Origin of the sequence: Providencia stuartii (assembly GCF_029277985.1) — a bacterium.
Classification (GTDB): domain Bacteria; phylum Pseudomonadota; class Gammaproteobacteria; order Enterobacterales; family Enterobacteriaceae; genus Providencia; species Providencia zhejiangensis.
On record NZ_CP119546.1, the window covers coordinates 480,299 to 505,651 of the forward strand.

Annotated in this window: 18 protein-coding genes and 1 pseudogene; 9 read left to right on the top strand and 10 right to left on the bottom strand. The window is 41.2% G+C overall.

The genetic code is table 11. The features are described 5' to 3' along the window. Window positions 1-109: 109 nt before the first annotated feature. Both gntK and gntU read left to right on the top strand, forming a co-directional pair. Window positions 110-652 (top strand): gluconokinase, encoded by a 543-nt coding sequence (gntK, locus tag P2E05_RS02060; protein WP_154621801.1) that lies wholly within the window; start codon window positions 110-112, stop codon window positions 650-652. Further along, window positions 649-2,007: a gluconate transporter gene (gene gntU / locus P2E05_RS02065; protein ID WP_154621802.1), complete on the top strand. Its 1,359-nt coding sequence runs from the start codon at window positions 649-651 to the stop codon at window positions 2,005-2,007. The genes gntK and gntU overlap by 4 nt, the downstream gene beginning before the upstream one ends. 399 nt (window positions 2,008-2,406) lie before the next feature. Here gntU and P2E05_RS02070 read toward each other — a convergent pair whose 3' ends face one another. The 8 genes and pseudogenes from P2E05_RS02070 to P2E05_RS02105 form a co-directional block, all read right to left on the bottom strand. Next, on the bottom strand, window positions 2,407-3,639 hold the full coding sequence (locus P2E05_RS02070; protein ID WP_272677650.1) for an SGNH/GDSL hydrolase family protein: 1,233 nt from the start codon (window positions 3,637-3,639) through the stop codon (window positions 2,407-2,409). Then, a complete protein-coding gene (locus P2E05_RS02075) occupies window positions 3,590-4,777 on the bottom strand; it encodes a DUF459 domain-containing protein (RefSeq protein WP_163860597.1) in 1,188 nt (395 codons plus the stop codon). Before P2E05_RS02075 ends, P2E05_RS02070 begins: the two co-directional genes overlap by 50 nt. Beyond that, a complete protein-coding gene (locus tag P2E05_RS02080; RefSeq protein ID WP_154621805.1) occupies window positions 4,764-6,182 on the bottom strand; it encodes an MBOAT family O-acyltransferase in 1,419 nt (472 codons plus the stop codon). The genes P2E05_RS02075 and P2E05_RS02080 overlap by 14 nt, the downstream gene beginning before the upstream one ends. A 257-nt stretch (window positions 6,183-6,439) precedes the next feature. After that, entirely contained in the window at window positions 6,440-7,246 is an 807-nt protein-coding gene (locus tag P2E05_RS02085) for a protein bax (protein ID WP_154621806.1), read from the bottom strand. 473 nt (window positions 7,247-7,719) lie between these two features. Further along, entirely contained in the window at window positions 7,720-8,865 is a 1,146-nt protein-coding gene (locus tag P2E05_RS02090; protein WP_163860598.1) for a DUF4056 domain-containing protein, read from the bottom strand. Next, window positions 8,865-10,010: a BamA/TamA family outer membrane protein gene (locus P2E05_RS02095; RefSeq protein ID WP_154621808.1), complete on the bottom strand. Its 1,146-nt coding sequence runs from the start codon at window positions 10,008-10,010 to the stop codon at window positions 8,865-8,867. Before P2E05_RS02095 ends, P2E05_RS02090 begins: the two co-directional genes overlap by 1 nt. Next, window positions 10,010-11,010 (bottom strand): annotated as a pseudogene (locus tag P2E05_RS02100) (hypothetical protein). Before P2E05_RS02100 ends, P2E05_RS02095 begins: the two are co-directional and overlap by 1 nt. A 201-nt stretch (window positions 11,011-11,211) precedes the next feature. After that, on the bottom strand, window positions 11,212-11,394 hold the full coding sequence (locus P2E05_RS02105; protein ID WP_154621810.1) for a hypothetical protein: 183 nt from the start codon (window positions 11,392-11,394) through the stop codon (window positions 11,212-11,214). Window positions 11,395-11,630: 236 nt separating this feature from the next. Here P2E05_RS02105 and P2E05_RS02110 point away from each other — a divergent pair, with 236 nt between their 5' ends. The 7 genes from P2E05_RS02110 to arnT all read left to right on the top strand — a co-directional run bounded on the left by P2E05_RS02110 (window position 11,631) and on the right by arnT (window position 22,025). Further along, window positions 11,631-13,091 carry a DUF4026 domain-containing protein gene (locus P2E05_RS02110; protein WP_154621811.1) on the top strand — a complete coding sequence of 487 codons (1,461 nt, stop codon included), beginning with the start codon at window positions 11,631-11,633 and terminating at the stop codon, window positions 13,089-13,091. 83 nt (window positions 13,092-13,174) lie between these two features. Next, on the top strand, window positions 13,175-13,630 hold the full coding sequence (locus tag P2E05_RS02115; protein ID WP_154621812.1) for a regulatory protein RecX: 456 nt from the start codon (window positions 13,175-13,177) through the stop codon (window positions 13,628-13,630). A gap of 177 nt (window positions 13,631-13,807) precedes the next feature. Then, window positions 13,808-15,199 carry a carbohydrate porin gene (locus tag P2E05_RS02120; RefSeq protein WP_154621813.1) on the top strand — a complete coding sequence of 464 codons (1,392 nt, stop codon included), beginning with the start codon at window positions 13,808-13,810 and terminating at the stop codon, window positions 15,197-15,199. 230 nt (window positions 15,200-15,429) lie between these two features. Continuing rightward, a complete protein-coding gene (dcuC, locus tag P2E05_RS02125; RefSeq protein WP_154622210.1) occupies window positions 15,430-16,788 on the top strand; it encodes an anaerobic C4-dicarboxylate transporter DcuC in 1,359 nt (452 codons plus the stop codon). A 298-nt stretch (window positions 16,789-17,086) separates the two neighbouring features. After that, window positions 17,087-18,325 carry an aromatic amino acid transport family protein gene (locus P2E05_RS02130; RefSeq protein WP_154622211.1) on the top strand — a complete coding sequence of 413 codons (1,239 nt, stop codon included), beginning with the start codon at window positions 17,087-17,089 and terminating at the stop codon, window positions 18,323-18,325. 281 nt (window positions 18,326-18,606) lie between these two features. Next, complete coding sequence (locus P2E05_RS02135; RefSeq protein WP_154622212.1) at window positions 18,607-19,881, top strand: bifunctional O-acetylhomoserine aminocarboxypropyltransferase/cysteine synthase; 1,275 nt, start codon at window positions 18,607-18,609, stop codon at window positions 19,879-19,881. A gap of 482 nt (window positions 19,882-20,363) precedes the next feature. Continuing rightward, a complete protein-coding gene (arnT, locus tag P2E05_RS02140) occupies window positions 20,364-22,025 on the top strand; it encodes a lipid IV(A) 4-amino-4-deoxy-L-arabinosyltransferase (RefSeq protein ID WP_154622213.1) in 1,662 nt (553 codons plus the stop codon). Window positions 22,026-22,070: 45 nt separating this feature from the next. Here arnT and P2E05_RS21580 read toward each other — a convergent pair whose 3' ends face one another. Both P2E05_RS21580 and P2E05_RS02150 read right to left on the bottom strand, forming a co-directional pair. Then, window positions 22,071-22,247, bottom strand: a complete 177-nt coding sequence (locus P2E05_RS21580; RefSeq protein ID WP_167520908.1) for a hypothetical protein — start codon at window positions 22,245-22,247, stop codon at window positions 22,071-22,073. After that, complete coding sequence (locus tag P2E05_RS02150; protein WP_276145367.1) at window positions 22,244-25,348, bottom strand: MexW/MexI family multidrug efflux RND transporter permease subunit; 3,105 nt, start codon at window positions 25,346-25,348, stop codon at window positions 22,244-22,246. The genes P2E05_RS21580 and P2E05_RS02150 overlap by 4 nt, the downstream gene beginning before the upstream one ends. Window positions 25,349-25,353: the final 5 nt, after the last annotated feature.

The window sequence follows — 25,353 nt, forward strand, 5'->3', positions numbered from 1 at the left end:
GCGCTGCCGATAATGTTACTGGTAACTGTTACCGGTAACAATCGAATGTCTACTATCGGTAAACAAAAAAATAAGTACCTTTTATTATTTAACACCTGAGGAGTTTCCAATGAGTGATACCCAAACACAAAATTATACATTTGTTTTCATGGGGGTATCGGGTAGCGGTAAATCGGCAGTCGCGAACGGTGTCGCTCAAAAAACCAATGCGGTTTTTTTAGATGGCGACTTTTTACATCCGAGAGCGAATATTCAGAAAATGTCTTCTGGTCATGCATTAAATGATGAAGACCGTCAGCCTTGGCTTGCCGCATTAAATGACGCTATTTTTGCTATGCAGCGGACTAACCCTATTTCTCTCGTTGTGTGTTCAGCACTGAAGAAGAGTTATCGCGATAGATTAAGAGAGGGAAATAAAAATCTCTATTTTATCTACCTGAAAGGGGATGCAGAGCTCATTGCGGAACGTCTCAAAGTACGTAAAGGTCACTTTTTTAAACCTGAAATGCTAATTTCACAATTTCAGGCATTACAAGAACCTACATTAGAAGAACAGGATGTTCATGTTATTGATATTCGCCCATCTCTCGATGAAGTAATTGAGAATACTTGTACAGCTATTCACCAAATCGTATCTGGAGGCAATCCATGAACCCCCCTGTTGAAGCATTAAGCACGCTCACTTTAGTTCTGACGGCCGTCGGCTCGGTTGTCTTATTATTGTTCCTTGTCATGTATGCACGTTTGCATGCCTTTGTTGCACTGATGATTGTATCGATTGGTGCAGGGCTATTTTCAGGTATGCCAATTCAAGATATTACGGCAACGATGCAAAAAGGTATGGCAGGAACGTTAGGCTTCTTGGCGATTGTTGTCGCATTGGGCGCCATGTTCGGTAAAATTTTACATGAAACCGGTGCACTCGATCAGGTTGCAACGAAGCTACTGAATTTGTTCGGTGAAAAGCGAGCTCACTACGCAGTTGGTATCGCTGGGTTAATTTGTGCATTACCACTCTTTTTTGACGTTGCCATTGTTCTCTTGATTGGGGTGGTATTTGCGGTGGCAAACCGTACGGGCCATAACGTTGTTCGTATGGCAATTCCTTTATTTGCTGGGGTCGCAGCCGCCGCGGCTTTCTTGTTGCCAGGCCCAACCCCCATGTTGGTGGCTTCGCAAATGGGAGCAGACTATGGTTGGATGATCCTGATTGGCTTGTGTGCGGCAATCCCCGGAATGCTACTTGCGGGCCCTTTATTCGGTAGCTTTATCAGTAAACACGTAACCATCGATATTCCCGCTGATTATCAAGCGCCAAACATGGAACATGGCAAAATGCCTAGTTTTGGCTTTAGCCTGAGTTTAGTCTTGTTTCCGCTGGTTTTGGTGGGTTTAAAGACCATTGGTACCCATTTTGTTGAAAAGGGTTCGAATCTTGAGCATTGGCTAGAGTTTATCGGACATCCATTTACTGCTTTGCTGCTTGCGTGTTTGCTGGCTATCTATGGTTTAGGTTTCCGCTATGGCATGAATAAAGAAAAAGTGATGGAAGTGTGTTCAGCCGCGATTCAACCCGCAGGTATCATCTTATTAGTCACCGGTGCGGGTGGTGTGTTTAAGCAAATACTCGTTGATTCAGGGGTGGGTCCTGCTCTAGGGGATTCATTAATCGGTGCAGGTTTACCGATCGCAGTCGCGTGTTTTGTGCTGGCAGGTGCTGTTCGTGTCATTCAAGGTTCGGCAACCGTGGCGTGTTTAACGACCGTGGGTCTAGTCCTGCCTGTGATTGGTGAATTAGGGTATTCAGGTGCACAGTTAGCCGCGCTTGCGACCTGTATTTCTGGTGGTTCTTTAATCCTCAGCCATGTGAATGACTCTGGTTTCTGGTTATTTGGTAAATTCACCGGCGCAACTGAAGCTCAAACATTGAAGACTTGGACCGTCATGGAAACCATTCTGGGTACGACAGGTGCCATCGTGGGGATGATTTTCTTTGCCTTCTTATAATTTAGATTTCTAAGTAACAGTAACCCGTTCAATTTACTCTGATAGTCAGAGGGGATTGAGCGGGTTTTTGATCGTTAATACTGTCTATTAAAACGGTAAGCTTGAGCCAGTGCAGTACCGAACTCTGTATTTTGCAGCTCTTCTAACTGACTTTGTAATAGTTCATCCCAATCTTCATTAGGATTGACTATGACGAATAAAGGACGTTAATTTTCTAGTATTCCTCTAATAATCCGCAATTGTTGAGGGCAGGCATCGCGACAGGATAATTATTAGTAAGCCTTGATGACTCTTTGCTGAGTTTGAGAGTCTATAGCGACTCTTGAAGGGGGGAACGTGCGATATCTTAAAGGTTGCAATCAAAGATGGCGAGAAAGTTTCTCGCCACCTTTGATTTGATTAGTTTAACATTTGGCTAAGTTGACGATAGAGGCCTTGGGCGCTCTTCTTATAGCCATCGGCAGATAAATGCACGTTATCGGGTCGTGCAAGGTCTTGTGCTGCCCATGAGCGTATTGAACAAGGCCCACCCATAAAGGCTTGCCAATCCCAAAACAGAGCGTTTTCTTGGGCTGCGACAGTTTTTTGGATTTTGATCACATTGGTTAGGTGAACAGGCATTTTCGCTTCGCAGCTCGGCGCATTGCTAAATTTGATGGAATCATTAGGTCCAATCAGCAGAATTACGGCTTCAGGCATACGCTGGCGTATGAGATGAATTTTTTCACGGAGACTTTGCTGATAGGCCACTAAATCCAGATTGTCGTTAAATGCTTCATTGGTCCCATAGGCTAAGACCACCATATCCGGTGACATCTGTGCTAACGTATCCACCCATTGTGGTTGCCATTTATCGAACATATTGATGGTCGCCCCATTAATTCCTATCGCTGATAACATCACGCCAGGATGATTGGCACGTAGCAACCAACCCCCTAATTTAAGATTGTTATCCTTGCTCACCGTCACGTCAGACGGTAGCTGAGTGCTAACAGGGGAAGAAAAACGCCAAGAGTTCCCTGTTGCTGGTAATGCGATAGGAGACGATGAAGCTGGAGAGATACTCATCTGGCTACCCGAGGTGTTTTGGTACAGAGCCTGTAACTGATACGTCCCATTAGCCACCTGTAATGGCATTAATTGTACAGAGCTCTGTGAAGCCATGGGTAGAGCGATTAAGCCTCCAAGAGGGTAGTCAAATCGTTCATCTTTACGGCTACTGAACAGTTCCCATTGATGCTTATCACTTTTACGATTGATAGTCGCGGTACGCTGTCCGGGTATTGAGATGGCAGGAACAAATCCTGGGCCAGCATCACCATAATGTTGCTGGAACATCGTTCTTAACTCACCACTAAAAAAGTCAGCGGCAGTATGAGAATCGCCAATTTGGACAATATGAACCTGCTGATTACCTTGCTTGAGCTTATTGGCAAACTGCTGGAGATTCGGCTCCCCATTATTGATAAGCTGCCCTTGAACATCCACATTGATGGATGTTCTATGGCCTGCCGAGCCGTGACGTGTCTGCTCTGTATCCTGCTGACAAGATAATAAGCTGAGTGATAACAATGCGATGGCACTAGCTGCCGCTAATTTGGACTTGGCCTGACGCAGTTTGTTTTGCTTCATGAAGAACCTTTTCTTCCTCTTCAAAATGAATTAATGAAAACACTTTTTCCGCAATCGCTTGTTGTCCTTTGGGACTGAAATGGATCCCATCACCACTTCTAAGCTTAATTTTGCTGCTTTCATCGCCGAAATAATCAGAGTAAGTCAGGTCCTTGTATTTAAAGACATCATTGACAGAAAAATAAATTTCGCCATTATTTTTGACTTCGGACTGGTAGAGATCTCTTAGGAACTGCATACCTTCTGATAGGCTCGTTTTACGCATGTTGGGAGGGCCAACCCAAATAACATCAACATGATGTTGGCGCGCTGTCATTAATATATCATTAATGCGTGAACGGTACACCTGCTCCCACATTTCACTTTTAAATTTCACATACTTATAACCCGTATCGGGTGGCATATCCCATGGGTCATTAGGACCGAGAAATACAACTAATACTTTGATTTTAGGGTTTTTATTCAATGTGTCCGCAATCGTTTGTGGCCAATTAAAAAAGCGCGGATAAGCAAGGCCAGTACTTTGCTTACTAAGATTAATGCTATCTATATTATATTTTTTCAATAGCATGTTCTTCACATGTGGTGCGACCCCTTGCATCATTGAGTCGCCCGCAAACAGAACTTGGTCACCTTTTTCTAATTTCGCGATACTTTTGGGGACAATAGGATCGTTTTGCAATACGGTTATTGGACTGACCCCTTCCGTTTGCAACGATGCTCTTTGCTGTTGGCGTTTCAATAGCTCAGGAAAGGTCACTGACAATGATTTTGCAGGATAAATATAACCATTTAGAAAATGTAATCCAACTTGATAACCTTCAGGAAAAACAGCTTTACTGCGAGCAGAAGCATTAGCAAGCGCCTCAGCTTCTTCGACGTCTTTGGCATGCTGCCCCGAAGCGTGGTAGGCAAAGGTACTTCCCGCAGCCAGCGTACCATCATACAAATAAGCACCATAATCCCAAACAGGATGACCTGACATGCCAGCCCAAGGTGGATCTCGATGATATTTTTGTTGCCAGAAGCGTTCTAATGAGGCTTGATTCAGCCAAATTAATAATATTCCTGCTACCAAAACAATAAAAAAGACTTGTCCGGTTTTTATTAGATTTTTTTTAAACTCAGAAGTTAGCATAAATAAATCCCGGCATCCCAGAAGGTGAAAGCATAAACATAATCGTTAGTACAATAGCCAGTGGTATAGGGTAATAATACCAAGCAATATTTTGGTATTTCCTTGCAACATAATGATACGACTGGACGAAATAGGGATAAAGCAACAGTAAAGCCCAAAATGCGACCAATAAACCAATACTTGCCCTAATGGAGGCAATAAGGTCAGGAGAGGCGAACTGTGACACCATCATTAATGCATCATCAAAAGTTTGGCTACGGAAAAATATCCAAGCAAAACAGACAAAATGGAATGTGATGATCCGCGATAATAGCGTTGTGACGGTTTTATTAGGAAAGCTTTTTGTCCACCCTAACTTTTCCATACATAAATTCTTAAGGTTAAGCAGTACGATCCCTAAGCCGTGTATTGCTCCCCAAATGACAAAGGTCATCGCTGCACCATGCCATAGTCCTGAAATTACCATGGCTAAAAAGACATTGGTGTTCATACGGCTGAAGCCTTTTCGATTGCCACCTAATGGAATGTAGATATAGTCGCGAATGAAGGTTGATAGGCTAATGTGCCAGCGAGCCCAAAACTCTTTTAAGTTTGCGGCCATATAAGGGGCATTAAAGTTCACAGGAACGCGGAAACCTAATAGTAAGGCGATACCTGTGACTAAGTTAGTATACCCCGAAAAATTAAAATAGATGTTCCATGCATAAGCATAGGTAGCAACTAAGATTTCGCCTGCCTTGAAACCTGCCGGGGCATCGAACACGGGGTTCACAAAGTTTTCAGATAAATAAGCACTAAAGAGAAACAATTTAACCAGCGCTAATGAAATCAGCAAAATTGCTTTTCTAGCATCGAGTATCTCACGACTCTCTGTTTGGATCTGGGGAATAAAATTTTTAGCGCGGTTGATGGGGCCTGCAACAATACTAGGAAAAAAGCTCAGGTATAGCACGACATCAAAAAAGTCCGCTTTAGGAATTTCTTTACGACATACGGAAACGGTATAGCTTACAGAATGGAATGCATAAAAAGACAGTCCAAGTGGAGCTAATAATTCGATAATAGGCAGCCCGACATTAAGGCCTAATTTATCGAAAGTTTGTTGGAGTGTTTCTTGAAAGAATGAATAGTATTTAAACGCAGTAAAACAACCGATGATGCCAAGCGCGAGGAGTGTAAATACCCATTTGTTGGAAAGCCAATTCGAAACCCAATTAGTGAGAAAATAAATAAAGAGGGTATAGCCGAATAATATATAGGCGAAATCAGGATTAAATGAATAAACAAAAAAATAACTCGCGGTAATTAATAGCCCATTTTGAAGCTTTGCACTAGGCTGGCAACTCCAATAAATGAGGAAAAACACCAAAAAAGAGCCAAGAAACTCGAATGAGAAAAAATTCATATAAGACTCAGGTTGTTAATTATTGTTGTATACTCGTTAAGGCCGAACTGTAGCGTGACTGATAGAGGAGACTCTCGAATCGTCGACATCCACATGTTTTCTCGATCCTTTACCTCGATTGTTTAGCTGCATCTCGAATCATTTGAAGTATAAATGAATATTTACATCATATTAATAATCAGCATTGTTGCAATAAGAAAAAATCCACTTTATAAAAAAGTGGATTTTTAGTAGGAACGTGTACCTGGTGATACAAATTAAATACGATTTGATGCCGTTTTTTGAGCCTGTGTAATCAGTTCTTCATTGCTCACGTACATCTCTTGTAGATAGCGGTTATAAGATGAACCTAACTGTGAATACCCTTTCATATCATTGATAAGTTTTGTTGTATCCAACTCATCTTTTGATAGACGCTGTTTCGCTCTAGACGAACGTAGCGACTCATAAGCATTGTGAGTATTCATGTTCTTCATGTAGGCTGAAACTGTTTCTTCAACAGAATCATATGCGGAATAGCCTTTAATCTTTCCTTGTTTTAGTTGGCAACCGCTGCCACATCTCATACCAAATAGGTTACCATTTTGCTGTGCTAGCTGTGATGTTCCCCAACCTGACTCCGTCGCTGCTTGAGTTGCAACCAAATGGGTAGGCATGATATCAACACGGCTCAATAGCTTATCCCAATTCATTTTATTTGGGGTGGTACAGGTCATACCGTAGCTTTTACAAATTTGAGCAAGACGGCGTAGCTCCTGAGCGCTCCATTTTTTATTCGAGCGAACAGAAAGTAACCATTTACGTTCCGCCATTATTTCTTGATTGACCTTTTCAATCACTGGGACAATCGTTTTTAAAAACGCTTTCTTACGTGGTGTACCGGACGGGTATTTTCGCAAATCAGGCAGAGAGGTTTGAGCCTGATTTGAGCTCTGCACGGCCTTGTGAGAATACTCTTTCTTGAGTGTGGTACTGGTACTTGTTGAGCCGAAACTCAAACCCGAAAATAACAATAACAGTAAGAAAGCGAAGACGGCGTTTGTCCTCATCGTTCGAGAGGGCATTTGCTTCTCCTAATTTCTCTGAACAAAAATCGAGCGAATAGTAGCAGAATAATTTTGGGGGAGCTACTTTTATCCGGCTGACTTTAGCTAAATTACTGTATTGTTTTGTCTTTAAAGTGTATCTTTTGTATTTAATTGATTTAAAATCAGTTTTAATTCCTTTTTTTTGTGTTTGATTTGAAATTAATAAATAATTCTAACGTTTATGCGAGTGAAAACATGTTACTTATCCTAAATGTGGTCAAAATACATGCAGTTACATGAGTTATTATGGGGTTAATTTGGTTATTTATTAAGCGGTTGGTGGCCTATTTTTTAGGCAAAATAAGAAATTTAACCGTTTGTCAGAAGATGAAGATACAAAAATGTCTCTTTGTGTTGATTCGATATTAAACGAAAAAGTGTGTCGTGTTGAGGAAAGGGTAGGCTAAAAAGTGTTCAATCGTACAATTTCTACCTACCTTTAAAAACGGTCAAAATGATAATATCTGTTGCTGCTGATCTTGTTGTTTTGCTGCTTCAGAGAGCGTTGAAAAATCAGCCACTGTCCAGTATGTCTGCGGAGTCGGTAAGTGTGCCATTTTTGATGTAGGTAATAACCTAAATTGAGCAAGCTCTTGCAAAGAATATCCTTGATATTCATTAGGTAAGCTTAAACGTAAGCTTTCTGTTGGCACCATTTGCAAAGGCATTAAAGGATAGCGGTTATCGCTAGTATCATAATCGCGAGTTAATACGAGGAATTTTTCAGGAACGCGCTGGTAGCTATTCCACCACAATCCATCGACTCTATCGAACATAGCGCGGGTCTGTAGCTTAGTATTGGCACCAAGTTGTTCCAATGCCGTAGGGAGTATATCTTCCATAGATTGGGAAAATAAAGGCAGTGACTGGGCTCTACCTTGTAAGATCAGTGTCATGGATAGGCGAGCGCCGAGTAGATTGGAATATAAATCCTCCGGAGAAAAAGCAGAAATCCCTTCTGAAAAACCGGGCACAGATTGATAGCCATACCATTGGGCTATTTCATGCCAAGCGGCAAGTTGGAATGCGAGCTTTGCAGCTAAGTAAGCACTGAGAGTATATCGCTGTTCGGTGGAAACCGGTGGTGTAAACGGCTTAAAAACAATTTGCCTGCTAGCGAGTTCGTCACTTAATTTGAGCGTCCAGCTTTCACCGAGCCTTGGATAAATTTGGCTAAACAAAAAGATGGTATAGTCAGCAGTGTCTCTAACATGGGAAATATCAATGAATCCCCCTTTATCCGTGTATAAAAGGCCCACTTTTTCATCACTGACGCCCATTAGTGCGGCGGTAGCACCTAAGAAGCTATCATTGTAATGATGTTCACCTAATTTATCGGCTTCAACAATATTATCGATAGTGTAGAAAGGAACTGGGATCCCCCAAAGTTGTGCTTGCAGGTCATAGCCAAAAGCACAACAGGCGCGTAAACCTTGAGGTGGTTCTAAAGGCTCAAGGACAGGCCATGACTGTGACGCAAATTCATGAGTATCACTATTAAGTTCAGGTGATACAGCCGCAAGTTTAGAAGGTGCACTATTTTGACAGGCTGTGAGCAACAGAATACCAATAGTGACTATTAATGGTTTCAGCATTAAAACGCTTCCCCTACTTGGAAATAGAAACCTGTGCTATTACGGCCGACACCAAAGTCGAGGCGTACATTCATTCTAGGTTTGAATTCAAATCGATAGCCGACACCGACAGTCGGCAGCCAATGGCCTTCACCTAATTCAGATGGACTGTCACTCATCGTTCCAGTACCGAGCCAACCAACGACACCATGACGCCAATCAAGTTTATGCCGTAGTTCTAATTGGGTCGTAAAAATGTTGTTATCTCGATAGCGCCCTTCGTAATAGCCTCGCATACGATTCGTGTTACCTAATAAAGAGAGTTGATTCCACGGTACTTCACCAGTGGTAAATCGTGCGTAGTTATCAAGTGCAATGACGGTTTTTTCTGTTATCTCATGATAATAAGCATACTGTAGTTGTGTACTCTGAAAACGCGTATCGCTGCCTAGGCTAGGGGAAAAATAGGTATAGATGGCTTCAAAAGTCTGCCCGTGGTGAGCGTTAGGTAAGAAATCGCGTGTATCATAGCTAAAATAAGCACTGATACCTGAGTTGATCACTGAACGACCCCCAATAGCTTGCTGAAAATAGCGTTTAGCACCTTCATCAGGATCACTCGCATTAATAGAGGAGAACTGCCAACCTAATCCCACATAGGTAGCATCTGCCAGACGATATAGCGCTCGGGGCGTTATTTGGAATTCTTGGGAATGATACTTTTCTTTATTATGGTCATTTTTTCCCGCGGCATACCCCTTCCCCCAATAATAAGTAGGGATGTTATTTAAAGTACCTGAAATAAATAATCGCCACTGGTCGTGGTCGATAAAATTATAATTGGTGAAATTAACGCCAAATGCGCCAGTAGAGGAAGCAAATCCACTTAAACCAACAGAGGAGGGCTGAGTCGTTTTATCGTCTTTATCGATGCGATATAAACCAACGAGTGCAGTACCAATTCCTACGCCCATTTCTGGCGTATAAAATGGACCGGGTAATATGCCCCAGTCGATGGTTTTGCTTTCATCAAAACTATTTGAGCCACCGAGTTGGTTTAACCAAACATCGATTTTTTGCCGATCAGGCAATAACTCCGCTTGAATGGGTAGGGTAATAAAAAGGCTGAGCAGTGTCAGCCTTTGCAAATATTGTTGCTGGAGCATTAAAAACGGAACTCACCTGAAATATAGAAGCTATTACGGTTATTGAAACCAATTTCAGTTAACACATTAAAGTGACGTGTTAGTTCGACACGCGCCCCTACCGTGTTATTCCATTTATGGGCAAGGTGCTGTTTGACATCGAATTTCATGTCATTAGGCGCTAATGCCATAAATTTACTTAACTCGGGAGGGAGATTAAGTTTGCTGACATCCCCTTTAAAACGTTGGGTAATATCTTGGTACATAGCACCCGTCCAAACTTGAATTTTTGTATTTCCTTGACCACTGATCAGAGGATCAAAAATAAACTCATAACCAATACGTGGGGTAATGACTAGGGCTGAAATATTACCATCTAAAATATCTAGGTTTGTTCTAGTATAGTTAGCATCTAGAGTTGTAAAGAATTGGTTATAGCCCCCAGCAAAGGTCACGCCACCACCATAGGTTTCCCTTCATAATCTAATTCGAATGGTAAATCTTTACCAATAGGGATAATCCAATCTTTACCCCAAGGCAATTTCATGCGCGCTTCTACGTTATTTAGATTGGTTTTTGATGTTCCCTTTGTTTTTCCATAAAGACCGTATACATTCATAAAAGGGAATACCCATGCATCAAGCTTTAATACATGAGATTCATTTTTACTACGGGTATGTCCGGTTTCGATATGAAGCATTTTTTCTAAATCCATATTGGAATTAGAAATAAAACCGATTTTATCCACCACAACATCTTGGCGCAGGTTCATATAGCCGTAGCTCACACCAAAAGGCTCTGGGATATCATAACCGCGAGCGCGTGCTTCATCTCCCCAAATAGGCAATACACGAGATTCGCTAGAAGATGAGCGAGTAATACCGCCTTCGCTGTTATTTTGTGGAACGCCAGACTCACTCATGGTGACGGAAAAAAGTGGACGGTCACTATCTGCAAAGCTGACTGGAATAGAAAAGCAGCAAGAGAGTAGCAACGCTTTGCTAAGTTGAATGCGTGTCATAAATGGACTCTACATTGAAATAAACAAGAGAAAACACATCAATAAAAGATGAGTTCAAGTTTAGCATAATAAGTTAATTAATAGATGGCGTTAAATGCTGTGTTTTATGGAAATAAGGGTTTAATTCGATATTTTTTGATTAAAGTTAAGAAGTAATAAAAGAAGTATTTAAGATCACTTCTTTTATTACCCATTTTGTTGTTATTTTTGCTTACTTTGATGGAAATGGACACGTTCATGGAAATAGGCTTTTAAGTGATCTTCCATTTGATGCACTTTCTGCTCAAGCGCATTGATGAGCACGTCATCATTATTCATGTCATAAACACGTTCCATCGCCAATTGGTCAACGTATTTTTTCTGCTCTTTAGTGAGTTCTGCCATATTTAATATCCATTATTCAGCCCAATTAAAGCGGAGCTACGGTTAGAGAATTACGTTAAGGCTATTGTGCCTGAGTGATCTTTGATTGCAAAGTACAATAACACTTTGTTCGATAGTGACTATTTTAAAATGTACAGGCAAATATTTTAATATGAATTCGTTAAGATTATTCACAATATAAATGGCTAGACTAAGCTGCTATCCTTGGGCGAGTAAACAAATTATAGGCTTATATAATGAATAATAAACAACAATACCTCGATATCGCTGCCGGTAACGGTGAAAAAGAAGCTTCTTCAATGGTGGCAATTCCTGCTTCAGAATTAACACTCGCGCGTCTAGAACAACGTTTAGAAGAGCAAAACTATTTTACTGATGGAGAGATTGACTACATACCTGAAAGTGAAGGGGAATTTTTCTTTACCTGTAAGCAAGGCGAGGAAGAGCTACGTTTTTATATTTCTCTGGTGGATAGTGACCCTGAATATGTCATTAATCCTTATTTCTCTACAGATCCAATCAGCCCGGAGTTATATGCTGAGGCGAGTGCCGCGCCACAAGCCGTTATCGTTGAATGCCTATTTCAAGATCAGCCTTTAGTGAGTTACTTACAACAGCTAAGAATTATACAGATATTAGTTCCCGACTTATTGTTAGGACTTGATTTGTCCGCGGCGGGTAAGGTCTTTACCCGCGAGTGGCTGAATTTCCAATTGCTTGATGATTTGATGCCAAGCATTGATTCTTTATATGTCGTTCATGCCATCTATGATACTGATGAAATTGAAGAACAATCGGCTGAAGAACGTGGGCCAACAATGTATTGGTTCCACACTCATGGTCTTGCGCGCTGTGGGTTATCGGAAGCGGAAATTATTATCCCACATCCTATCGCGTCTTATTACGGTATTCCTGAGCTGTTCTGGAGTTTTGTTAACAATAGTATTACGCATGGCAAAATTGTGTTTAATGAGCCAATTTTTATTGGTCAAACACAAAGTGGTTACGAATATTTAGTGGCACTACCGTTTGAAGAAGGTTTACAACATGTAGGGCAATCAACGCCAATTGATAATTTGAAACCGCTTGAAGAGATGAATTATGACTTTGGTGACGCGGCGTCAAAACGGTTTATGGGCGATTGGAATGATCGCGATGAATCCCATCAACACCCATCTGTTATGTTATTTAGAGTCACACAAGAAGAGCCAGTTCTAGAAAGCTTCTTTAAAGGTTTTGAAGATCAAAATGCGATGATGTTTATGCGTACTGATGAAGAAACCGCGGATATGTCTCGTAAAGCAAAATTACGTTGGGAATATTTTACCCATATGCTCGATAATTATGGGCCAAAACCGGTTGTACAAAAGAAAGGTTTTCTATCTAAACTGCTTGGAAAATCAGAAGAGCAAGACGAGAGCGAATGGCGTTTCTTAGTGAAGTGTGGAATTGGCTATCGTGATGAAGAAGAAGACTATGAAGGTCATGAGCATATGTGGTTTGAGCCCGTGTCTTGGAATGGTGATCACTTTGAAGGTCGTTTGATCAATCATCCTTTCTATGTGCAGACGATGCAAGAAGGAGAGGTTTATCCGCTTACGCGTGATGATATCACTGATTGGACTATCTACTATCAAGATGGTAACTACACACCTGATACGATTTATAAATTACTTTCGGGTGCTCAAGTTCACTAAGACGCCACTTAACTGCATTTCGAATGCATTAGCATATAGAATGGGTACATTAGGTGCCCATTTTTTATTGTTGAGTATTATCTATGACTGAATCTGAATTATATCAATATGCACTATTTATGCTTTCTCGTCGCGATTATGGAACAGAGGAGCTAAATGCGCGTATGAAACGTCGTATGTATGAAAAGAATGAAGGGATTGTTGATGAAACGCTGATTGAACGAGTGATTGCGCGTCTGAGTGAACAACATTTTCTTGATGATACTCGAGTGCTGGAACTGCATTTTCAAAGTTATATCCGTAAAGGTTATGGACCGCTGCGTATTAAACAAGAGTTACGACAAAAAGGGTTTGCTGCTACTTTGATTGACCAACAATTTGAGAATACGGATGTTGATTGGTTTGAACTTGCGGCGACAGTACGTCGTAAAAAATTTAGTGATGATATTCCGAGTGATTTTAAAGAAAAAAGTAAACAGATTCGTTATTTACAATATCGTGGCTTTTCGGGTGACATGATTTTTGAGCAGTTTCGCTAAAAATTTTATCTGATTTATTAATCATTATTCTGCTGTAGGCATCGTTAAAATTGTGATGATACACCGTTTTTTTGGTCATTTAATATGCAGTATTCTTATAATAAAAAATAAAACTTACGGTTAATTTCAGCAATCTTGGTTGGGCGATAAAAACCCTTTCTCCAACTAAGGAATGCTATGAAGATCAATTGGTTAATTAAAATAACATGCATGTTTTGGGGGGCGTTACCTGTAACCGTTCTGGCCGATATAACGCTAGCGGATATGGCGTCGCGCATTAAAGCGCTTGAGATTTTGACAGCCGAAGCTATTCAGCGAGCGGAGAGTGCTGAAAATCGAGCCAATAAATTAGCACAGATGATGACATTACAGGCAACGACACCATCATCCCAACCTAAAGAAGCGCTAAAGACAGACACAACAAAACCCACTATTAAATTTAATCAGCAGAATGGTGAGTTAAAGATCTACGGAAATATTGAGCTGAATATCGATGGTTCCAGTCGTAAAGGGCAAATGACATCGATACGTGAAGCGGTGAGTAAAAGTGCCAATAGTGGTAAAAATGATAATTGGGATATAAATGGGCGCATTTTGCTGGGTTTCCAAGGTAAACACCAACTCGCCAATGGTAATGAAACTGGCTTTCAAGTTGAACCTCTTGCTAAGGCAGATGGGGATATCGGGTTAGATGATGCTTTCTTTTATTTTGGAAAACATCATGACTGGACAATTAAAGTCGGGCGGTATGAAGGTTATAGTATGTTCCCCCTTGACCAAGATATTTTCATTTCTCACTCAGGTAACACCTCAAATAGCTTATATACCGATGGATATGGTTATGTTTATATGATGAAAGAAGGTCGGGGTCGCTCAAATGATGGTGGAAGTATCCAGCTCTCGAAAAGGTTGGACAATTGGTATTTTGAAGTGAATACCTTAGTTGAAGATGGAACCGCATTATTTGGTGATGAGCGCTATCATGGCTACGACCTTGATAACAGAAAAAGTGCAGTTTATCTTCGGCCTGTCGCTGTTTGGAAACCAAAACCATTGAAAATTGCATTGGCGATGGAGAGCCAAGTTATGCATAACGCTTATGGTGCGACAATTGATGGCAAGTGGCAAGATTTTTCAAGACGTAATGGCTATGGTTTAAATATCACTTGGGATACCACATCAAAAGATAAAATGAGTGGCATTAAAGCCGCTTTTAATACTGCTTATATGGAGGCTAATGCGGAAACGGACTTTTCAGCTGGCGGATATGCAAAATGGCGTCGTTTCGTTTTAGGTTATATATACGCTCACAATAATATTAAAGATTTTAATCCGAATAAATATCAATATGTACTGGATGATGAGTCGGTCCTCAATGGCGTTCCAGGAAAATATGATTTACATACTCTGTATGTTTCTTACGAAATCCCCAATATCTTACACATTGAAAACTATAATATTTATTTGGGTGCTTACTACTCAACGATAGCAACAGCGAAAAGCGAACTCATTGATAAGTCCGATGATGAACGATATGGGTTTCGTATTCGTTTCAAATATCTATTTTAGCCTTTAAATTACTAGAGGGCTTTTTCTTTAAAAAATATTAAAAATATAGAGAAATCGCCCTGAGTATTTCTGCCTTCAAAAATTCTTGTCCATTCTATAAAGCAAAGCGAATAGTTATTTTTTTATGATAATTATCTGTTCATGACATGATCCGCGTCAGTAAATTTCGCTTATATATTGGGCAGAGTACAGTTAACTAAAATTAAAATTATTTCAGGCAGGAGAAATATATGGTTGAACTGTTAATTGGCGTCATCGTCGCAATCGGCGTTGGGCGCTACATTATTAAAGGCTACTCGGCAACGGGCGTGCTGATGACAGGGGGTATTTTACTACTGATCATTACCGCAATTATGGGGAAAAGTATTTTACCTGAATCCGTGAAGGCGACGGGTTGGCGTGTTACAGATATTTTAGAATATATCAAATTCTTATTGATGAGTCGCGGTGGCGACTTAGGCATGATGATCATGGTGCTGTGTGGATTTGCGTCTTATATGACCCACATTGGTGCAAATGATGTGGTGGTGAAAATTGCCTCTAAACCATTAAAAATGATCAACTCACCTTATATATTAATGGTTGCAGCCTATATTGTTGCCTGTTTGATGTCATTAGCCGTTTCTTCAGCCACGGGGCTAGGTGTATTGTTAATGGCAACCTTATTCCCCGTTATGGTGAATGTCGGTATTAGCCGTGGTGCCGCCGCAGCGATTTGTGCTTCACCCGCGGCAATCATATTGGCGCCGACATCTGGCGATGTGATTTTAGCGGCAAAAGCCGCAGAGATGCCATTGATTGATTTTGCCTTTAAAACAACGCTGCCAATCTCCATTGCGGCGATCATCGCGATGTCGGTAGCGCACTTTTTCTGGCAGCGCTTTCTTGATAGAAAAGAGCACGTTAACGTTGAAATGTTAGACGTGAATGAAATTAAAACGCATGCACCTAGTTTTTATGCCATTTTGCCATTTACGCCAATTATTGGCGTACTGATTTTTGATGGTAAATGGGCGCCTGAACTGCATATCGTAACTATCATTGTTGGCTGCATTATTTTAGCCGCAATTATTGAATTTTTACGTAGCTTCAGTGCTAAGCACGTTTATGCTGGGCTGGATACTTGTTATAAAGGCATGGCGGATGCATTTGCGAGTGTCGTTATGTTATTAGTGGCCGCCGGTATATTTGCACAAGGTTTAAGTACCATTGGCTTTATCAAGGGATTGATCGACCTTGCACAATCTTTCGGTTCCGGCGCGATAGTGATGATGATTGCATTGGTGATTATTACTATGCTTGCTGCGATGACGACAGGTTCAGGTAATGCGCCTTTTTATGCGTTTGTCGAGTTGATCCCACATCTAGCGAAACAAATGGGCGTTAACCCTGCTTATTTAGTCATTCCTATGTTACAGGCTTCCAATTTAGGGCGTACCTTATCACCTGTTTCTGGGGTGGTGGTTGCGGTCTCCGGTATGGCGAAAATTTCACCATTTGAGGTCGTGAAAAGAACTTCAGTTCCCGTGTTAGTTGGATTGGTTGTTGTGATTATTGCAACCGAAATTTTAGTTCCGGTTTATCTCTAATTATTCATCAATTTAGTATCAAAATGGCTAGAAATAGTCTGTTTCTAGCCAAATTTAATTTATATGTTGATAGTTAATCAGGCTATTAATCGAAAATTTGTTAATTTTACGTGTGTTTTTTTTAAATGAAATGAGGTGGTTTATTTTTCATTTCTGTCTACTTTTCCTTATAAAGACCTTTTTTTGAGATCTACACCAAAAAGCCAAACAAAAGCCAAAAAATAAGCTAGGTACTGAATGGCAATTGATGCAAAATCCGCACATCTTTTTTTGTGTTAAATAAATAATGAAAAATGCTATGAAGACGACAGACAAACCAGTTAATAAATGGACCTATAAAGATTTTACGTGGGTTTTATCCTTATTCGGTACAGCGGTTGGTGCAGGGGTGTTATTTTTACCTATTAAAGCCGGTGCTGGGGGTTTTTGGCCATTAGTGATTCTTGCATTAATTGCGACCCCAATGATTTGGTTGGCCCACAAAGGATTAGCCCGTTTTGTTTTATCGGCAAAAAATCCAGATGCTGATATTACGGATACCGTGGAAGAGCATTTCGGTAAAGTAGGGGCAAACGTCATCACATTTGCTTACTTCTTCGCTATTTATCCTATCGTATTGATTTATGGCGTTGGGATTACTAATACCGTTGATTCATTCTTAGTAAACCAAATTGGCATGGAGCCTATTCCTCGTTGGCTACTGTCTGGCGTATTGATTGGTGCAATGACTGCCGGTGTGTTATTTGGTCGTGATTTAATGCTACGCGTGACTTCCATGATGGTTTATCCGCTGGTTTTCATTCTATTAGCGCTTTCTTTGTATTTAATTCCAGAATGGAACACTTCAATGCTTGAAGTGGCACCTGATTGGAGTGCAATGCCAGCAGTGGTATGGATGGCGATTCCTCTGATTGTATTCTCGTTTAACCATAGCCCAATCATCAGCCAGTTCACCAAAGATCAACGTCAACAATTTGGTGACCAAGCCGTTATTAAAACGGATATGATTACAGGTGGCGCTGCGATGATGTTAACTGGATTCGTGATGTTCTTTGTCTTTTCGGTGGTGTTATCGTTAAATCCTGCGGAGCTAGAAATCGCGAAAAAAGAGAACATTAGCGTGTTGTCGCATATTGCTAACATTAACCCATCACCAATCCTATCTTACTTAGGCCCAATTGTTGCTTTTGCGGCTATTGTATCCAGTTATTTTGGACACTTCTTAGGGGCTCATGAAGGTTTAGTTGGATTGATTAAATCTCGTTCATCTTTCTCTGTGAGAAAAATTGAAACGGCTTCTATGTTGTTCATTGTCTTAACAACATGGATCGTCACAATTAGAAACCCAAGCATTTTAGGTATGATTGAAACGATGGGGGCCCCAATGATTGCGGCTATCCTGTTTATTCTACCTGTGGTTGCGATGCGTATTGTGCCAGCGATGAAAAAATTCAGCACATCAGCTCTTGCACAAGCGTTCACTTTAATTTGTGGTTTAGCTTCAATCACATCAGTTATCTATGGTGCGTTTCAATAATTGATGCCCCAGAATAAAAAAAGCCCACAGCAAGTGATTGTTGTGGGCTTTTTTATATCTTAAATTTATAACAAATAACCTAGTAAATAACGAATTACGGTGAGTTAATACTGTAGAGTCATTAATACTTAAGATATTTGTCTGTGTGAAATAATTTCAAGTTGAGACGGGTTGTCTGCTAGAGACTGTTAGGTAATATCTATTTATATAACAGGTACGTAGTAAATACAGAAGTCATAGAACTGACGGTACCCTTTACTACGGCATAATAAGGATAACAAATGAAATTAGAAACATTGTCGATTCACGCAGGCTACTCTCCTGATCCCACCACAAAAGCGGTTGCTGTTCCGATTTATCAAACGACCTCTTACGCTTTTGATGATACTCAGCATGGTGCAGATTTATTTGACTTAAAAGTCGCTGGCAATATTTACACTCGTATTATGAACCCGACGAATGATGTACTAGAACAGCGGGTGGCGGCATTAGAAGGTGGGATTGCTGGGCTTGCTGTTGCATCAGGAATGGCGGCTATCACTTATGCAATTCAAACTATCGCACAAGCGGGAGATAATATTGTTTCTGTTGCCAAACTTTATGGTGGCACATATAACTTAATGGCGCATGCGTTGCCACGTTTCGGGATTGAAACACGTTTTGCTGAGCATGATGATTTAGCCGCATTAGAAGCGCTGATAGATGATAAAACTAAGGCAGTATTTTGTGAATCCATCACGAATCCAGCGGGATTTGTGGTCGATATTGCAGCATTAGCTGAAGTGGCTCATCGCCACGGCGTACCGTTAATCGTTGATAATACGGTGGCCACACCTTATTTATGCCGTCCCATTGAGCACGGTGCTGATATCGTCGTGCACTCATTGACCAAATATATTGGAGGGCATGGAACCTCTATCGGCGGCATGGTTGTTGATTCGGGTAAATTTCCTTGGTTAGAACATGCGCAGCGTTTCTCGCTATTGGTGGAGCCTGATATTGCATACCATGGCGTCAGCTATACGGAACACTTTGGTGCAGCTGCTTTTATTGCTCGTTGTCGTGTCGCGCCTTTACGCGGAACGGGGGCGGCACTTTCTCCATTTAATGCATTTTTGATTCTACAAGGCTTGGAAACGCTGGCTTTAAGAATGGAACGCCACACAGAGAATGCACTAAAAGTGGCTCAATATTTAGAAAACCACCCTCAAGTGGCTTGGGTCAAATATGCGGGATTAGCAAGTCATCCTGAGCATGCATTAGCGAAAAAATACATGCAAGGTAAACCCGCGGGTATCATGTCATTTGGCATTAAAGGTGGGCAAGACGCTGGGGCTCGCTTTATTGATGCATTAAAATTAATTGTGAGACTCGTGAATATTGGTGATGCTAAGTCATTAGCTTGCCACCCCGCTTCAACAACCCATCGCCAGCTTAACGATGCGGAATTAGCCAAAGCAGGGGTTTCGCGCGATATGATCCGCCTCTCTATTGGTATTGAACATATTGATGATATCTTGGCAGATCTTGAGCAAGCATTGAAAGCAGCTCAATAACGTTATCTGAACAGAGGTAGCGAATATTAGCGGTTATCGATAAAGTGAGCTTTATTGATAATCGCTTTTTTAATCTCACTATATTTAACGCAATCCTTGTTACTCTTTTTGTGATTATTATTCAATGGTTCGTTGTTAATGATAAGTTTAACCAAAGAATCCCTGATTTCTTATTACGAGAAATGATAAAGATATTTTATTGTTGACGGTGAACTCTTTGATGAGGAGCGAGTCTTAGCTATCGAGTACTTATTTGATATTTAATAACTCTTTATTTTATATCCATTTATTAATTGTTTAAGGATAATAAATTAATTTTTTACTCGTTTATATCAGGTTTATTTATGTTGGTGATAATGATGGGATGAATGAGCACTAAGCTAAATAATTATAATTGCGTTATGTCGTATTCATGTCGTCAATAACACTCAGATGTATATCTAATAATTATTAAGTTTTTATTAAAAGAATGGTTGAGAAAAATGATGATGGCAAATAATAAGATTGCCTACCTTAAATGGTGCCTGCTATTTGGGTTTGTATTACTGACGTACTTTATTCCGCTTAATGGTCGGCTTCTTTGGCAACCCGATGAGTTACGTTATGCTGAAATTAGCCGTGAATTGATTCTTAGTTATAACTGGAGTGTGCCTGAGCTTCTTGATATTCGTTATTTTGAAAAGCCAATTTTTGGTTACTGGGTGAATGCATTTTTTCAAATGCTGTTTGGCGAAAATAATGTTTCCGTTCGCCTCGGTGTGGTGTTTAGCACCTTAACCAGTGCCCTGTTTGTCTACCTCAGTGCAAAGATGGCATGGAAAAAAAATGACCTTGCGTTTAATGCCACTTTGATTTATCTCTCCATGTTAATGGTGCTCGCCATTGGAACCTATAATGTCCTCGACCCTATTTTGACGGCATTTATCACGATGGCTATCTTCTTTTATCAATGGGGCCTAACAACTAAAAGCTTCTCGCATAAGTTGATCGCATTTATTTTACTCGGTGTGGCGGGTGGCCTTGGATTGATGACAAAAGGCTTTTTGGTTTTGGTTATACCGGGGTTAGTGATTGTTTTAAGTTCGCTTTACTATCAGCAATTTAAAGAAGTTTTTTGTTTTGCTTTTGTCTCTTTGTGTAGCTTGTTCCTGGTTTGTCTGCCTTGGGCGATTGTGATTGCGGGTCGTGAGCCAGATTATTGGCATTATTTCTTTTGGGTTGAGCATGTACAGCGTTTTATGTCGGAAGATGCGCAAAACCGTTCACCTTTCTGGTTCTATATACCTATCTTGATAGCAGCGGTATTGCCTTGGCTCGGTTATTTTTTAGCCGCGTTAGTGAATGGTTTTCGTCAAAAGGGCCTACACATTTATTTCCTGATGTGGTTCTTGGTACCTTTCCTATTTTTTAGTATTACTAAAGGTAAGTTATTGACCTATATACTTCCTTGTTTGGCTCCCGTTGCCGTCTTAATGGCCGCTTATATCGATAGAATTAGACAACAAAATCGCGTTGGGACGATTCGCCTTAATGCCGTGATTAATATCAGTATTGGCCTGATTCTTGCGGTTGCCTTGTTTGTATTACCTTATTTCCCACAAGTGAGTCCCTATTCACTCGATGAGGATAACAAAAGGTTACTGGCTGCTGGTGCATTCCTCTTTTGGGGGCTTGCTGGTGTTATCTCATATCATCGTCGATATTGGGCTTGGGCGGCCGCTTGTACTCTTGCGTTGAGTTTGAGTGTAGGCCATGTGATCCCTGATAAGGTTGCCAGTAACAATACCCCTCAAAAATTGATCGAAAAATACCGTCCACAGTTAGCCAATAAAACGTATTTGCTGACAAATAATGTAGGGTTAGGAACTGCATTGGCTTGGGTATTAAAGCGTAGTGATATTACGATGTTACACCAAAATGGTGAGCTGAATTATGGATTAAAATATCCGGATGCAGCGAATCGATTCTATCGCTTAGATCAACTGCCGACGTTATTAGAACAACATAATTATCAAGATATTGCTGTACTCGTCGAGGCTTCGCAAGATGATATATTAGCCGCTTTGCCGGGGAAACCAATAATTGTCTATGAAGGCAATCTCGTCTTTGTTTTTTATAATGGACGCAACGGATTGATAGAATAGTAAAAAGCCGCATATCTTAGGTATGCGGCTTACTGAATATAGAGTCTATTTTGTCATTTTATCCAGAGTGGGCTCCCCTTTTTCATTGGGGGACTTTGTAGCATGACCCGTCAGCCCGTGGTAAATCATTAGCATGGCAAAGCTATTGCTCATGGTACTAATGTCATTGTTACTCATGGCTCGACTGTTTTTTGAATGACGATTCGTGATGCTATGGTTCATTGCGCTTTCTCCTCATCTTCTTTCAGTAGGCGATTCGCTTCGGCTAGCTCGTAACGTCTTGGGGTTAATGCAGTTGAACTGTGGTTACGTGCAAGTAGCGAGTAAATGGTGGGAAGAACAAACAATGTGAATAGAGTACCGACTAACATACCCGTTACGATCACAAGGCCTAATCCAAAACGGCTGTTCGCACCGGCTCCTGTTGCAAAGAGCAAAGGAACTAAACCAATGACCATTGCCGCGGTGGTCATTAAAATAGGACGTAAACGAATTTGTGCAGCTTTTAAAATTGCTTGGCGTTTATCCAATCCTTCGTGCGCCTGCAATTCATTCGCAAACTCGACCATCAAGATCCCGTGTTTACTGATAAGCCCGATTAATGTCACCAATCCGATTTGCGTATAGATATTGAGGGTCGCGTATCCGAATGCGAGAGGAATGAGTGCCCCACAAATGGAGAGTGGTACCGTGATCAAAATAATCAATGGGTCGACTAAACTTTCGTACTGTGCCGCAAGAACAAGGTAAATGATGATGAGCGCCGCCATAAATGCAAAGGCGAGGGTGTTACCTTCTTGTTTATATTGGCGCGAATCAGATTGCCAGTCATGGCTAAAACCAGCAGGCAGCTCATTGGCAATGTTTTCTAAATAAGAAACAGCCTGTCCTAATGTGACACCAGGAGCGGGAATCGCTTGGAATATTGCCGCATTTTGCTGATTAAACTGCGTTAACTTATTTGGCTCAATTTGTGTATTGATGTCGACCACGGTTGACAGTGGGATCATGGTGCCATCTTGTGCTTTGACATAGTGACGAGCAAGCGCATCTGGTGTTAAGCGTTGGCTACGAACACTTTGTGGAATAACATCGTAAGAACGTCCATCCATACCGAAGCGGTTTATGTAGTTCTCACCGACTAAGAGTGTGAGTGATTCTCCGATATCCTGCATACTGATGCCAAGGCTATTGGCTTTTGAGCGGTTAATTTTGACTTCAACCACTGGGTTGTTGTAATCAAGGTCACTATCTACCACCATAAATAGCCCACTTTCACGAGCCTGTTGCTTGATCTCCTCCATCGTTTTATATAAGACAGGGTAGCCTTGAGGGCTTCTGAGAACCATTTGTATTGGTAGGCCGCCAGTAGAGCCGGGGAGGGCAGGTAATTGGAATACAAAGATGCTATTACCTTCAACATCACCAACCATGCCTTGTAAATCGGCCTGAATGGCGGATGCTGGGCGCTCACGCTCTTCCCATGAACTTAGATTGGTACCACCGAAGCTGGAAGATATACCGTCAGTACCATTAATGATCCATGTACTTTCGGTTTCAGGTAATTCCATCATCACATCATGAAGTTTGCGAGAAAAACGCTCAACATATTCTAAGTTAGCATGTTGTGGTGATTTAATTGCTGTTAACACGGCCGATTGGTCTTCAACAGGCGCTAGCTCGCGGGGTGCGGATTGGTATAACAGTGGTAAGCTAATAAATACGAACACTGCGATAATACCGGTGATCCAGCGGTGTTTTAACGAGAAGTTAAGGCCTTTCGTGTAGTAATTTGCTAAGAAGGTAAAAAACTTTTCCGCAGCATGAGCCATACGGCCTTCATTTTGTTTTGAGTTCAACATAAATGAACTCATTACAGGGGATAATGTTAATGCCACGATACCTGAAACAATGACAGAGCCTGCGAGAGTTAACGCAAATTCTTTGAATAACGCGCCAGTCAAACCTGACATTAAACCAATTGGGGCATAAACTGCTGCCAAAGTAATGGTCATCGCAATGACAGGACCTGCGACTTCACGAGCGCCAATTAATGCTGCCAGTACCGGTGATTTACCTTCCTCAATATGACGGTGAACGTTTTCGACAACAACAATGGCATCATCAACAACTAACCCGATGGCCAAGACCATTGCAAGTAGTGTTAATAAGTTGATACTAAAGCCAAAAGCCATCATAAGTGCAGCCGCACCTAACATTGACAGTGGAATGGCTAATATAGGAATAATAACGCTACGGATGGAACCTAAACATAAATAAATAACAGCAATAACAATCAATAACGCTTCGACGAGTGTATTGAATACCTGATCAATTGAGGCTTTGATAAAGCGGGATGTTTCAAAGGCCATCTCCACTTTCACGTTAGGCGGCAATGTTTTTATGATATCAGGCATTAACTTGTTCATGCCATCAACAATCACCAGAGGGTTTCCGGTCGGCGTTGCAAATAAACCTAAATAAATTGCAGGCTCACCATTCATTAAACCGCTAGTTTCAGTGGCGGATGCACCCAGTTCTATCGTGCCAACATCACGTAAACGTACCAGTCCATTGCCGTCATTGCGAATAACTAAGTCTTGGAACTCAGAGACATTGGTGAGATCAGTATTAACATAGACGTTTGAAATGACATATTCGCCTTTCACTTTACCGGGAGCAGCTTGATAGTTATTTTGTCTGACAGCTTGAGCGACATATGCGGCAGACAGTCCTCGGCCAGCCAGTTTGTCGGCATCTAACCATAAGCGCATAGCTAATTGTTGCCCACCGAATACTTGAACTTTGGCAACCCCTTCAATAGAAGAGTACATAGGCTCAACAACTCGTGACAAATAATCCGTCAGAGCAGGAATGGAAAGGGTGGTACTGGAAAATCCGATATAAGCAACCGCGGTAGACTCACCGGAAGAAAGCTCAATCACTGGGTCATAAGCTTCTTTGGGCAGCTTGTAACGCACTTGATTCACCTTGGCCATCACTTGCGCGAGTGCTTGAGTTGAATCTCGATTAAGTTCCATTCTCACCGTGACTAAGCTACTCCCTTGCACAGAAGAAGAAGATAAATAATCGACACCTTCAACTGAAGAAACAGCTTGGGCAATAGGTTGAGTCACAAAGCCCTGCATCAAGTTAGCGGATGCACCTGGATATTGTGTGGTGATAGTGATAGTGGAACTTTTTAATTGAGGGTATTGGCGAATAGGGAGTTTGCTTAATGCAAATAACCCTATTAAGACAATTAAAGCACTCACCACCAGCGCCAAAACAGGTCGGCGCACAAAAACATCAGTAAATTTCATAGCGC